This window comes from Microbacterium sp. Z6_144, assembly GCF_057197625.1.
Genome location: NZ_JBXVPT010000001.1, coordinates 19,498 through 32,324 on the forward strand (window position 1 = coordinate 19,498; position 12,827 = coordinate 32,324).

Genomic DNA, 12,827 nt, shown 5'->3' on the forward strand with positions numbered 1-12,827 from the left:
TCTCATGGCCAAGAAGAGCAAGATCGCGCGCAACGAGCAGCGCAAGGTCGTCGTGGAGCGCTACGCCGCGAAGCGCGCCGAACTGAAGAAGGCCCTGGTCGACCCGACCTCGACCGACGAGCAGCGCGAGGCCGCCCGCGTGGGTCTGCAGAAGCTGCCCCGCAACGCCTCGCCGGTGCGCGTCCGCAGCCGCGACGCCATCGACGGTCGCCCCCGCGGCAACCTGTCGAAGTTCGGCATCTCGCGTGTGCGTTTCCGCGACATGGCGCACCGTGGCGAGCTGCCCGGCGTGACCAAGTCGAGCTGGTAACTCCGCGACACGCGGCCGCACAGCATCCGCGAAAGGGCGGGGGTTCTCCGGAACCCCCGCCCTTTCTGCATCCCGCACGCGATCTCTTCACGTAGAGTTCTGCCCTCCGCTGTCAGCTCTCGAGGGGAACCATCGAACGTGACCGATGCCATCTCACGCGAACAGGGCGGCGAACGCGGCGACGCGGTGCCGGGAGGAACCGGCGGGGAAGCGATCGTCAGGGCGCTGCTGGGCGCCGGGGTCGACGTGTGCTTCGCCAACCCGGGCACCTCCGAGATGCACTTCGTTGCTGCCCTGGATCTTCACCCCGGGATGCGCGCGGTGCTTTGCCTCTTCGAGGGTGTCGCCTCGGGCGCGGCCGACGGTTTCGCCCGGATGGCGGGTCGCCCCGCCGCCACGCTCCTCCACCTCGGGCCGGGCCTGGGGAATGCGTGGGCCAATCTGCACAACGCTCGACGCTCCGGCGCCCCGGTGGTCAACATCGTGGGGGAGCACGCGTCCGGCCACCTCGGCCTCGACTCCCCGCTGGAGAGCGACATCGTCGGCTTGGCCGCCTCCGTCTCCGGGTGGGTGCGCGTCGTCGGCAGCCCGGAAAGCGCCGGGGCTGATGTCGCCGATGCCGTCACCGCCGCCACCGCCCTCCACGGCGGGATCGATGCGCCCCCGCCGGGGTCGACGGGCACGGGGGGTGCCGTATCCACGCTCGTCGTGCCGGCAGACATCGCGTGGACCGCGGTCACCGGCGCGCGGCTCGTCCCCGACCGAGAGCCCGTGCCGGACTCGACCGATCCGTTGCCGGCGGACGGCGGGGTGGGCCTGGTCGTACGACGACTGCGCGCCGGGAAGAAGGTCGCGCTCCTCCTGGGGCCCACCGCAGCGGCCGACGACGATCTTCGTGCTGCCGACCGGATCCGGCAGGTCACCGGCACCCGCGTGCATGCGGAGGTCTTCTCCGCGCATCGTCGCCGCGGTGCGGGCCTGCCCCGCGTCACCGATGTCGCCTACCGTGCCGAGGAGGCGACCCGACAGTTCGAAGACGTGGAGGTGGTGGTGCTGCTGGGAGCTGCAGAACCCACCAGTAGCTTCGCCTATCCGGGGAGATCCAGCCGCATCCTGCCCGCGGAGGCCGAGGTGCTTCGCGTGCCCGCCGGCGCCGCCGGCGCTTTTCTCCATGAGCTCGCCGGCGAGGTCGCACCCGGGGTGACGCCCACGGCGACCGCCCGCAGCGCGCCGCACCCGGTCAGCGGCGCGTTGACGACGTCGAACTGGGGGCGGGTGTTCGCCGCGGAGCTGCCGGCCGAGGCCATCATCTCGGATGAGTCCATCACCTCCGGGATGAACGGGTTGGCGGAGGCGTTGGACGGCGCGGAGCCCCACGACTCCCTCGGCCTGAAGGGGCTCGCCATCGGGCAGGGCATCCCCGTCGCGATCGGCGCGGCCATCGCGCGCCCGGATCGTCCGGTGTTCAATCTGCAGGCGGACGGCAGCGCCATGTACACGATCTCGGGGTTGTGGACGCAGGCTCGAGAGGCGCTGAACATCACCACGGTGATTCTCGACAACGCCGCGTACGCGATCTTGCGCGATGAGCTGACCCGCGTGGGGGCCGCCGAGGGGGCCGCGAGCGAGAGTTTGATCACGCTCGGTCGTCCCGCCCTGGACTTCGTCTCCCTCGCCCGGGGATTCGGCGTGCCCGGGCGACGTGCCGAGACGGCGGAGGAATTCCGCGCCGCACTGGGAGAGGCCGCCGGCACGCGCGGCCCGTTCCTGATCCACGCCGTTCTCCGCTGATTCGACGATCGGCGCCTGCAACCGACACCGGAGTTCCATCGCCGTGACGGCCGGGTCGGCGGACGCCACAGCGGTCACATCCGTCACAATCGGGCGCGACACGCCCACCGATCCGTGCCGAAAGGGCCAGAATCCGCGGAATTCCGCGGGTCTGTTGGTACATTCGAGGCGGTCGATTCGACCACCGGGGGCAAAGGCCCCCGTCCGATGTAACGCAGGCGGCCGCTCGGCCGCCCGGGAGGACCACCGAATGGCTGACAAGTCCATCACCAAGACCGAACTCGTCGCGAGCATCGCGAGCGCGACGGGTCAGAGCCAGTCCGCCGTGTCGGGCGTGCTCGACTCCCTCTTCTCCACCGTGTCCGAGGCAGTTGCCAAGGGCAGCAAGGTCTCGATCCCCGGTTGGATCGCGTTCGAGCAGGTTGAGACGTCCGCGCGTACGGGCCGCAACCCGCAGACGGGCGAGGAGATCGCGATCCCCGCAGGCAAGCGCGTCAAGGTCACCGCCGGCTCGAAGCTGAAGGCAGCCGTCAAGTAAGACGACGACGTCACACGGAGGGGGGATGCTTCGGCATCCCCCCTCCGTCTTCTCCCCAGGTCTCGCACGTAGGCTGGGACGATGATCCCCACGCCCACTCCACCCGCCGCTGACGCGTCGCGCGGAGCCTCCGGGCGCGTGGGCCCACCCACGCCCACTCCACCCGCCGCTGACGCGTCGCGCGGAGTGCGCGGAGTGCCGAGCCGGGGAGACACGGCTCGGGTGCTGCGACTGGTGGGCCCGGCGGTCCTCGTCGCCGCGGCGCTCGCGTTCCTCGTGTGGGGTCTCGCCTTCGGCGGGGGTGCGGCGCCGCTCGTCCTCGGCGACCCCGGCCCCGTGGTCCGCTGGGGTCTCCCGGTCGCCACCCTGGCGGTGAACCTCACCGCCGCGGTGATGGTGGGTTCGCTCGTTCTCGCCCTCTACGCGCTGCGCGCGGGTGACCGCGCGTTCGATGCCGCCCTCGACGCCGCATCCGCCAGCGCAGCGTTGTTCACGGTGGCCTCGGCGGTGACGGGCTTCTTCACGTTCGTGAACACCATGAACGCGACCCCGAGCGCGGACGCGCTGTTCGGCCAGCAGCTGGGCCGGTTTCTCGTCGAGGTGGAACTCGGGCGCACCTGGCTGCTCACCACCGTCGCGGGCGCCGTGCTCACGGTGCTCACCTTCGCCGTCCGGTCCTGGACCGCGACCTTCTTCGTGGCCGTCCTCGCCCTCGTCGCCCTGGTGCCGATGGGCACCCAGGGGCATTCCGGCGAGGAGGCCAACCACGACTCGGCCGTGGTGGCGCTGGTCCTGCACATCCTCGCCGCCGCGGTGTGGCTGGGCGGATTGATCCTGCTGGTGCTCATCCGTCCGGTCCTGGACCGGGCGACGCTGGCCACCGTGCTGCTGCGGTACTCGAGCATCGCTCTGGTCGCGTTCGTGGTGGTAGCGGTGTCGGGAACGGTGCGCGCGTCCGTCGGGATCGGCGGATGGGACGCCCTCGCCTCGCCGTACGGGGTGCTCGTCCTGGTGAAGGTCATCGCTCTTCTGGCGATGGGCGCGCTCGGTGCCTGGTACCGCCGCCGCCTCATCGCCCGGGCCGGCGAAGAAATCGCCTCCCGCCGGTTCTGGGGGCTCGTGCTCCTCGAGCTGGCGTTCATGGGGGTCGCCAGCGGTGTCGCGGCCGCCCTCGCCCGCACACCGCCCCCGGCGTCGGTGAACGCTCCGACCCTCGACAGCCCGGCCGAGATCCTCACCGGCGCTCCGCTTCCGCCCGAGTTGAGCTTCGAGCGCTGGCTGACGACGTGGGACGTCGACCTCCTGTGGCTGTTCGTCGTGGCGTTCGGGCTGTTCTTCTACCTGGCCGGGGCGTGGCGTCTGCACCGCCGCGGCGACGCGTGGCCGATCTACCGCACGGTGTTCTGGGTTGCCGGCATGCTGCTGCTGCTGTGGGTCACGTGCGGCCCGATCAACGCGTATCAGGACTACCTGTTCAGCATCCACATGGTCGGGCACATGCTGCTCACCATGGCCATCCCGCTTCTCCTGGTGCCCGGGGCGCCCGTGACGCTCGCCGCCCGCGCCATCCGACGCCGGGACGACGGCAGCCGGGGCGGTCGCGAGTGGATCCTCTGGGCGGTCCACAGCCCCGTCGCGCGGGTGCTGACCAATCCGTACATCGCCGCGGGGGTCTTCATCGGATCGCTCTGGCTGTTCTACTACAGCGACCTCTTCCGCTGGTCGCTGTACGACCACCTCGGGCACGAGTGGATGGTCGCCCACTTCCTGCTCACGGGATACCTCTTCGTGCTGTCCCTCATCGGCATCGACCCGGTTCCGTACCGGTTGCCCTACGCCCTCCGGCTGTCGCTGCTCATCGGGGTCATGGCGATGCACGCCTTCTTCGGCATCGCGATCATGATGCAGTCGGGTCTCATGGTGGCCGACTGGTTCGGCTCGATGGGGCGCACGTGGGGGCCTGACCCTCTCGAGGATCAGTACATCGGCGGTGGCGTGGCGTGGTCGATCGGCGAACTGCCGACCCTCATCCTGGCGATCACCGTGGCGATCCAGTGGAGCCGCTCGGATGACCGCGCCCAGCGCCGCCGCGACCGGCACGCCGACCGCACGGGGGATGCCGAGCTGGAGGAGTACAACGCCCAGCTCGCGGCTCTCGCCGAGCGGGACGCCCGCGCTGCGCGCTGACCCGCCCCGTCCCTCATCCTCCGTGTCTCACATTCCGCGCTGACCCGCGCCGTCCCTCATCCTCCGTGTCTCACATTCCGCGCTGCATGTCTCACGTTCGGCAACTTCAGCGCCTCACTGTTGCCGAAAGTGAGACATGCCGGACCGGGCAGAAAGTGAGGCATCCCGGACCGGGCAGAAAGTGAGACATGCCGACCGCGCCGCGCGCTGACCCCCCGCCGTCCCGCCCGACCCGCGCCCTGCGCTGACCCGCGCCGTCCCTCATCCTCCGTGTCTCACATTCCCCGCTGCATGTCTCACGTTCGGCAACTTCAGCGCCTCACTGTTGCAGGAAGTGAGACATGCCGGACCGGCAGAAAGTGAAGCGTCCCGCACTGCTGCAGGAAGTGAGACATTCCTGCCCGGGGAGAAAGTGAGGCATCCCGCACGTTGCCGAAAGTGAGACATGCCGCACGGGGGCGGGCGGCTACGGGGCGTTGTGGCCCTCGACCTGGATGGATGCCGTGCCGTCGGGGAGCACGGTGATCGAGCCGGAGACGACGAACGGCACGTCCTCCTGCACCGTGCGCACCGAGCCGTCGAAGAGCGAGCGGATGTCGACATCGATGTGCGCGACCGCCTCGGTCGCCACGATCCGCCATCCCGCGCCATCGGGCTCGACGCTCACCTCGGGCTGCTGCACGATCGACCAGGTCGGGGCGTCGACGATGCGGTTGCGCACCTGGAAGCCGAAGGGGCACCCGGTCGGCTGCAGCACCGCCTGCGCCGCGCAGGCGGAGAGGAACTCGTCCATCCGCTGCTGCACGACGGAGACGAATTCCTCGGTCGCGTCCGCCTGGATGTCTAGGGGGATGCCCGTCTGCGGCGCGTCGGCGAGCACCGCGACCCCGGGGGTCGCCGAGATCGCGGTGTCGACGGACACCGAGTACAGTCCCGGCGAGAAGATTAGCAGCGGCAGGGCCGCGAGCGGGTCGGCCTCCGCGCCATCCGGGGAGACCTGACGCTTGTCGATCTCGAAGCCGTTCACGTCGAAGCGCATCGACCCCCGCACGGTGAGGCTCATGACCGCGAGCGGGCTGGTATCGAAGCGCCAGGCCGGCGCAATGCCCGCCCAGCCGTCCTGTGCCACGGAGAAGGTGGTTCTCCCCGGAACCCCACCCGCTTGGTAGGAGACGGTGATCTGCGTGCGATCGCCGTCGTGCTTCTCGCCCACGACCTCCACATCGGTGAGCGCGGCCAGGGCGTCGCGGCGCAGCAGCACATCGGATGCGGCGGGGGTGAGTCCGGCCGCTTCCAGCTGCTGACCGTCCAGCGCGACGCCGGGCACCTCTCGGGCGTCGGCGGCGCGCCCCTCCGACAGCAGGTCGAGGTAGCGCAGCACGAAGGCGGTGGGGCTGTACACCTCGCGGTACAGGGCCGCCCCGCCGGCGCCGAGGGCGCTGAACAGCAGAACGCCGACCACGGCGAGAGCGGTGAGCTCACCGGCCAGCCGGCGGCGTGCCCGACCGGCGGGCGCGCCAGGGGGCGTCGCGACCGTCGTCGGCCGCGGAGCGTCCGATATCGAGGCCGTCTCCACGGTCTCAGTCTAGGAAACCGGTCCTCCGAAAGCGGTGGACGCCGTCACGGTCGGTCGCGACCCATGTCGGCCGTCGCGAAGCGCTGCACGATGGCGAACGCCGCCAGCTGGCCGGTGGAGAGCGCCAGCACGATCGACGACAGCGGCGCGGGCCAGGCCTCGCTCTGCGCCATGTCGCCGACGGCGTACACGCCGTCGGCGCTGGACTGTCCGACGCCGTCGACGGCGACCAGGCCGAGCGGGTTCCGGGTGAGCCCGAGCTGCTCGGCGAACGGTGCCCTCTGGGAGGAGCGGGGCAGGACGAAGACCCCGCCCACCTCGAGTGTCGACCGGTCCGCCAGGTGCAGCTGTAGCCCGCCGGCGGCTGGCGTCACCCGCTCGAGCTCCGCCGGCGCGATGACGTGCACCTCCGACGCGATCGGGCGGAGCTTGGCGGCCTGGATGGCGGCATGCGGGTTCTCGTCCACCACGGCGACGGGACGCCCGCCGAACTCGTGTCCGTGACAGAACGGGCAGTGCGCGACGAGTTCTCCCCAGTGCTCTGCCAGCCCCGGGATGTCGGGCAGGGCGTCGATGAGGCCGGTGGCCAGGATGACCGTCCGCGCGCGGATCACCGCGCCCCCGGCGGTGGTCACCGAGAACCCGCCCTCGCTGCGTGCGAGGGATTCGACCGCCTCATCGCGCACCTCCACGGTGTCGTAGGCGCCGAGTTCCGCGCGGCCGCGCCGGCGCATCTCCGCCGGAGACTCCCCGTCGAGCGTGAGCACGTTGTGGGCGTGCGCGGTGGGGTCGTTGCGGTAGACGCCGGAATCGAACAGCACCACGGTGCGGTGCACCCGCCCGAGCGTCAAAGCCGCCTGGAGGCCGGCGGGGCCGCCACCCAGAATCACTGTGTCGTACATGCCACTCCTCGTAGTTGTTGCGAACTCGACGATCCTGTGACCTCATGTTGGGATGAAGTCAAGCGGCGAGGCGATCGGCGATATCGCGGCACGGTTCGGTCTGGACACCCATGTCCTCCGGCACTGGGAGGAGGTGGGGCTTCTGCATCCCGAACGCGATCCCGCCGGAAGGCGGCGGTACTCCGACAGCGACCACGTCCGCATCGCGGTCATCCTGTGCAGCAAGGCGTCGGGGATGAGTCTCGAACAGATCTCGACCCTGTTCGAGACCGCGCCGGCCGATCGCAACCGCATCCTGCGCGAGCATCTGGCCGACCTGGAGCGGCGCGCCGCGGAAATCGAGCGAGCCCGCGAGATGGCCGAGCACGCCCTGCACTGTCGCGCGCGCGATGTCGGCACGTGTCCGCGCTTCCGCATCCACGTGTCGGAGCTGACCGTCAGCACCCCCGACGACCGCGCCCGAACCGCACGCCGGCGCCGGACGGCCGCTGCCGCGTGACGCGCGTGAGCGTCACACGCGGTCGCGCCGAACTAGCATGATGCGGTGAGCACGCCGCCCCCCTCCGCATCTCCGGGGCTCTCGACCGAGCAGGAGGCGCTGTTCCGGCTCATCGAAGACACGCGTGAGCACGTGTTCGTCACCGGGCGCGCCGGGACGGGCAAGTCGACCCTGCTGCAGCACCTGGCCTGGAACACGAGCAAGCAGATCGCGGTCTGCGCTCCCACCGGTGTGGCGGCGCTGAACGTCGAGGGTCAGACGATCCACTCCCTGTTCCGGTTGCCGATCGGGCTCATCGCAACGGGGGAGATCGAGCAGTCCGATGCGACGCGCAAGCTCCTGAACGCGATCGACACGCTCGTGATCGACGAGATCTCCATGGTCAACGCCGATCTGATGGACGGCATCGACCGTTCGCTGCGGCAGGCCCGGGGCCGCCGCGCGGAGCCCTTCGGGGGAGTGCAGCTGGTGATGTTCGGCGATCCGTACCAGCTCGCCCCCGTCCCGCCCCGCGGCGACGAAATGCGCTACATCCGCGACCACTACCGCTCGTTCTGGTTCTTCGACGCGAAGGTGTGGGCCGGCGACAGCGCGAGCGACGGCATCCTCGAGCTGGGCCGGCATGGGGCCGACCTGCACGTGCGGGAGCTCGTCGAGATCCACCGCCAATCCGATCCGGCGTTCAAGGCGTTGCTGAACGCGGTGCGCTACGGCCGCGTGACGGCCGACATGGCGGGCGTGCTCAACGGTGCGGGGGCGCGGACCCCGCCGAATCCCGCTGACGGCGAGCATCCCATCATCACTCTCGCCACGCGCAACGACATCGTGAACACCATCAACCGGCGTCACCTGGACGAGCTGGTCGGGCGGATGCAGACGGCCAACGCCGAGATCAGCGGCGACTTCGGCCGGGGAGAGGCCAACTATCCGGCCGAGCAGGAGCTGAAGCTCAAGGTCGGTGCGCAGGTGATGTTCCTGCGCAACGACGTCTCCTCGTACGGCGAGCCGCCGCGCTGGGTCAACGGCACGATCGGAACCGTCACGCGCATCGCCGGCGGCACGGTGCGCGTCGAGGTCGACGGCACCGAGCACGATGTGGAGCCGGCCGTGTGGGAGAGGTTCCGCTACTCCTACGACCCCGGCAAGCGCACCCTCTCCCGTGACGTCGTCGCGGAGTTCACACAGTTCCCGCTGCGACTGGCGTGGGCCGTCACCATCCACAAATCCCAGGGCAAGACCTACGACCGCGCCGTGATCGACCTGGGTTCGGGTGCGTTCGCCCCCGGGCAGACCTATGTCGCCCTCAGCCGCCTGACCTCCCTGGACGGCCTCTACCTCTCGCGCCCTCTCCGCCCCAGCGACATCCGCGTCGACCCCGACGTGCAGCGCTTCATGAGCACGGCCCTGCGCGCCCGCGCCTAGCCCGTCCCGTCCCGTCCCGTCCCTCCGTCCCCTCCGTCCCCTCCGTCCCCTCGTCCCGCGCCGAGAAACGACAAGCGGGACGAGAATCAACGCGCCGCGTCGTTTCTCGTCCGGAACGTTGTTTCTCGCTTGGCGCAGGGCGCTCGGCGCAGGGGGCGCAGGGCGCAGGGCGCAGGGCGCAGGGGCCCAGGGGCGCGAGGGCGCAGGGGTCAGGGTGCGGCGGCCTTGGCGCGGGCGAGGTCGTGGAAGAGCTCGGTGTTGAAGCGATAGGCCACGAGCACCTCGTCGATGACGCGTCCCTGCTCCGCCGCATCCCACGGCGCGGCATCCAGCTGCTCCCGGTACAGGTCCTTGAACGCCTTCGGGTCGGCGATGTCGGCGAAGACGTAGAAGCCGATCCCGTTCGTCTCGAAGCCGAAGCGCCGCTGCATGAGACGTCCGATGAACTGGCCGCCGGAGAGGTCGCCGAGGTAGCGCGTGTAGTGATGAGCCACGAATCCGCCGGCCCACGCCGTGCCGACGGTGCGGATGCGGTCCACATAGCGCCGGGTGGTGGGCAGCGGCTGGATCCTCTCCCGCCAGTCCGCACCGAGGAGGAACTCTAGGTCGGCCTCGAGGGCGGGCAGCCGGGTGAGCCTCTCGGAGATGAACGCGGCCGCGACGGGGTCGTCGCGCATGCGGTCGGCGGCCGCTTCGAGCGCGGCGTAGATGAACCAGTGCTGGGCGACGAGGGCGATGTAGTCCTCGCGGGTGCCTTCCCCCGTCATCAGGTCGGACATGAACCCGGAGTGCTCGCTCGAGGAGTGCGCGGCGCTCGAGCGCTCGCGCAGCGCGCTCGAAAACGGAAGGACGTCGCTCATACGCGTCATCATAGGGGAGGGTTAGGCGAGCCTAACTACGAGTTTGCTGAGGCCGGTGCCGGCCGTCAGTCGTGCGGGCGGGGCTCGACACCCAGCCGCCGGCACGCCTCGTCGTAGAGGGCGACGACCTCCCGCCGCACCGCGCGGCGCTCGGTGATGGGTCCGCCGGGCCAGGGCACGCGCAGAGCCGCCGCGGTGCCGTCGGCCGTCACCACCGACCACTCGCCGCCGTCGCCGTCGAACCCCGTCATCTCGGCCTCGGCGATGTGCGTCCCCCCGAACGCGCGGGCGATGAGGAGGTTGTCGGCGGGATGATCGGTGTTCATGTGGCCGAGCACGCCCGCGAGGGCATCGTCGGGGAAGGTGTGGGGCATGCGACCAGATTAGGGACAGTCGTGATGTAGACGTGACCGGCCAGGGGCGGAATCCCGGGGGGCCCCACGGATGGGTGTGTTTGAATTCATGGTGCGCGTCTTCAGGCGCCGGTTCCAGTTTCTCCCCGGGGGTGAGGATGCGGTCACATCGCGCTCGCAGCGTCGCCGCTGCGGCTGCCGGCATCGCCGCCCTCGTGGCCGTGCTCACCGGATGCTCCGCCCCCGACCCGGTCGAGATCGAGCTGCCGCCCCCGTCGGAGGCCGCGCTTCCTGACGAGACGGCGCAGCAGCTGGAGGCGGCGGTGACCAGCGCGATGGGTGCCACCGGGTCATCCGGCGCGATCGTGGGTGTCTGGGCACCCTGGAGCGGCAGCTGGGTCGCGGGCCTCGGCACGCAGACCCCGGGCGGCGACGACACCGTCAATGCCGACATGGGCTTCCGCGCCGCCGACGTCACTCGCGCCATGACCTGCGACGTCCTCTTCCAGGTCGCTGCTGAGGGCACTGTCGAGTTGACCGACAGCGTCATCGAGTACGTCAACGGGTTCCCGGATCTCGACAATGTCACCCTCCGCCAGCTCTGCGACGGCACCGCCGGCATCGGCTCGCACTCGCCTCAGCTGCAGTCGCTCATCTTCTCGAACATCGAGCGGCAGTGGGACCCGCGGGAGCTCGCCGGCTACGGCCTCGGTCAGGGCCGGCTCGAGCCGGGCACCGCCTACCGCGACTCCGACTCCGGCTACCTCCTGCTGGGCGCAGCCCTCGAGCGGGCGACGGGACAGAGCATGCGCTCGCTGCTGGCCGACCGGGTCGCCGCACCGCTCGGTCTCGACGCGACCGAGCTGCCCACCGCCGCCGCGGCACCCCCGTCCGACGGGCCGGTTCTGCGAGGGCACTGGTCGACCGCGGATGCAGCGGGAGCATGGAACTGCGCGGAGCCGCGCGACGTCACCACGATGTCGTCGAGCGTCGGCGGGGCCGACTCCGGAGCGGTGACCGACATCACCGACCTGGGCCGCTACGCGCAGGCCCTGGCAACCGGCGCGCTGACCCCCGACGCGTCCGATCGCTTCGAGAACCGCCTGCCGGTCGCCCCCGACCAGCCGACGTGGTTCACAGCCGCCGGCGGCGCCTATCAGGCGGGCGATCTCGTGGGCCAGTACGGGTCGATTCCGGGGTACATCACCGCCGCGTTCGCCGATCCGCGTTCGGGGCTGACCATCGCGGTGGTCCTGAACAACTCCGGCGCCAATTCCGCCATCGGCGCGTGGCTCGCGTGGGAGCTGGCCGCGATCGCCTCACATGCGCCGGGCGCGGAGGGGGAGAGCATCCCCGAGGCAGGGCTGCCCTGGACCGCGCAGCAGCAGCACGACGCGATCCTCGCGAACGCGATCTGCCAGGCGCCTGCGCAGTGACCTCGGTCGCCGGGGCCGGCCGCCTCGGGCCCAGCACCGCGGTGCTGTTCGTCATCGTCGGCCTGGCGTGCCAGGAGGTGGGCGCATCCCTGGCGGTGATGCTGTTCCCCGAGCTCGGCCCGCTCGGCATGGTCATGCTCCGCCTGGTCTTCTCCGCGCTCCTCCTCCTGGCGATCGCGCGGCCGCGGCTCCGCGGACGCTCGCGTCGCGGGTGGACGTCGGTGGTGCTCTTCGGCCTCGTGCTGCTGTGCATGAACGGACTGTTCTACCTCGCGCTCGAGCGATTGCCGCTCGGCGTGACCGTCACCATCGAGGTGCTCGGGCCGCTGACGCTGTCGATCATCGCCAGTCGCCGGGCGTCTGCGCTCATCTGGGCGGGGCTCGCCCTCGTGGGGGTCGCCGCTCTGGGCGGCGGCGGATGGGACCGCCTCGACCTTCTCGGTGTCCTGTTCGCGCTCGGCGCGGCGGCGGCATGGGCCTGCTACATCCTCGCGTCCGCTCGGGTCGGTAGGGAGTTCCCCCGGCTGGACGGACTTGCTCTGGCGATGCTCGTCGCCGCGGTCCTGTCGCTTCCCCTCGGCATCGCCGACGCGGGGCTCGCGCTCCTGCGGTGGGACCTCCTGGCCGTCGCGGCCGCGGTGGCGGTGCTCTCCTCGGCCATCCCGTACGCCCTGGAACTCATGGCCCTGCGCCGACTGCCGGCGGCCGCCTTCGCCATCCTGATGAGCCTGGGACCGGCCACCGCATCCCTCGCCGGATTCCTGCTGCTCGGCCAGCATCTCTCGCTCCTGGAGATCGCGGGGATCGCCCTGGTGATCGTCGCGAGTATCGGCGCCGTACGCGCCGCAAGCCGGGCCGGACGCGGTGCCACCGGCTCAGGGCCGGACGACGACCCGCTCACCGAGCCACTGGGCTGACCAGCGTCGGTCCCGGTGACCCATGGGCTCGGTTTG

General features: G+C 70.8%; 12 protein-coding genes. 8 read left to right on the forward strand and 4 right to left on the reverse strand.

Translation table 11 applies throughout. The annotated features are described in order from the left end of the window. The first annotated feature begins 4 nt into the window (after positions 1-4). The 4 genes from rpsN to AC2DGY_RS00125 all read left to right on the forward strand — a co-directional run bounded on the left by rpsN (position 5) and on the right by AC2DGY_RS00125 (position 4,826). Positions 5-310, forward strand: coding sequence for a 30S ribosomal protein S14 (gene rpsN / locus AC2DGY_RS00110; RefSeq protein WP_484507665.1), 306 nt, complete (start codon positions 5-7; stop codon positions 308-310). 138 nt (positions 311-448) lie between these two features. Further along, positions 449-2,101 carry an acetolactate synthase large subunit gene (locus tag AC2DGY_RS00115; RefSeq protein ID WP_484507666.1) on the forward strand — a complete coding sequence of 551 codons (1,653 nt, stop codon included), beginning with the start codon at positions 449-451 and terminating at the stop codon, positions 2,099-2,101. 250 nt (positions 2,102-2,351) lie between these two features. Beyond that, the gene (locus AC2DGY_RS00120; RefSeq protein ID WP_125133173.1) at positions 2,352-2,639 is read left to right on the forward strand and encodes an HU family DNA-binding protein; all 288 of its coding nucleotides are present in this window, start codon (positions 2,352-2,354) and stop codon (positions 2,637-2,639) included. Between the two features lie 81 nt (positions 2,640-2,720). Further along, positions 2,721-4,826 (forward strand): bifunctional copper resistance protein CopD/cytochrome c oxidase assembly protein, encoded by a 2,106-nt coding sequence (locus AC2DGY_RS00125; protein WP_484507667.1) that lies wholly within the window; start codon positions 2,721-2,723, stop codon positions 4,824-4,826. A 466-nt stretch (positions 4,827-5,292) separates the two neighbouring features. Here AC2DGY_RS00125 and AC2DGY_RS00130 read toward each other — a convergent pair whose 3' ends face one another. Together AC2DGY_RS00130 and AC2DGY_RS00135 are read right to left on the reverse strand one after the other, a co-directional pair. Continuing rightward, positions 5,293-6,402 (reverse strand): hypothetical protein, encoded by a 1,110-nt coding sequence (locus AC2DGY_RS00130; RefSeq protein ID WP_484507668.1) that lies wholly within the window; start codon positions 6,400-6,402, stop codon positions 5,293-5,295. Between the two features lie 44 nt (positions 6,403-6,446). Further along, a complete protein-coding gene (locus AC2DGY_RS00135; RefSeq protein WP_484507669.1) occupies positions 6,447-7,304 on the reverse strand; it encodes an NAD(P)/FAD-dependent oxidoreductase in 858 nt (285 codons plus the stop codon). A 52-nt stretch (positions 7,305-7,356) separates the two neighbouring features. Between AC2DGY_RS00135 and AC2DGY_RS00140 the strand changes: the two genes are divergently transcribed. Both AC2DGY_RS00140 and AC2DGY_RS00145 read left to right on the forward strand, forming a co-directional pair. Further along, positions 7,357-7,803, forward strand: a complete 447-nt coding sequence (locus AC2DGY_RS00140; protein ID WP_484507670.1) for a MerR family transcriptional regulator — start codon at positions 7,357-7,359, stop codon at positions 7,801-7,803. Between the two features lie 45 nt (positions 7,804-7,848). Beyond that, positions 7,849-9,225 (forward strand): ATP-dependent DNA helicase, encoded by a 1,377-nt coding sequence (locus tag AC2DGY_RS00145; RefSeq protein WP_484507671.1) that lies wholly within the window; start codon positions 7,849-7,851, stop codon positions 9,223-9,225. Between the two features lie 209 nt (positions 9,226-9,434). Here the strand turns inward: AC2DGY_RS00145 and AC2DGY_RS00150 are convergent, their stop codons facing one another. Both AC2DGY_RS00150 and AC2DGY_RS00155 read right to left on the reverse strand, forming a co-directional pair. Beyond that, positions 9,435-10,085, reverse strand: coding sequence for a biliverdin-producing heme oxygenase (locus tag AC2DGY_RS00150; protein ID WP_484507672.1), 651 nt, complete (start codon positions 10,083-10,085; stop codon positions 9,435-9,437). A gap of 65 nt (positions 10,086-10,150) precedes the next feature. Continuing rightward, a complete protein-coding gene (locus AC2DGY_RS00155; RefSeq protein ID WP_484507673.1) occupies positions 10,151-10,459 on the reverse strand; it encodes a DUF2470 domain-containing protein in 309 nt (102 codons plus the stop codon). A gap of 137 nt (positions 10,460-10,596) precedes the next feature. Between AC2DGY_RS00155 and AC2DGY_RS00160 the strand changes: the two genes are divergently transcribed. Next, a complete protein-coding gene (locus AC2DGY_RS00160) occupies positions 10,597-11,874 on the forward strand; it encodes a serine hydrolase domain-containing protein (protein WP_484507674.1) in 1,278 nt (425 codons plus the stop codon). Then, complete coding sequence (locus tag AC2DGY_RS00165) at positions 11,871-12,791, forward strand: EamA family transporter (RefSeq protein ID WP_484507675.1); 921 nt, start codon at positions 11,871-11,873, stop codon at positions 12,789-12,791. Before AC2DGY_RS00160 ends, AC2DGY_RS00165 begins: the two co-directional genes overlap by 4 nt. Positions 12,792-12,827: the final 36 nt, after the last annotated feature.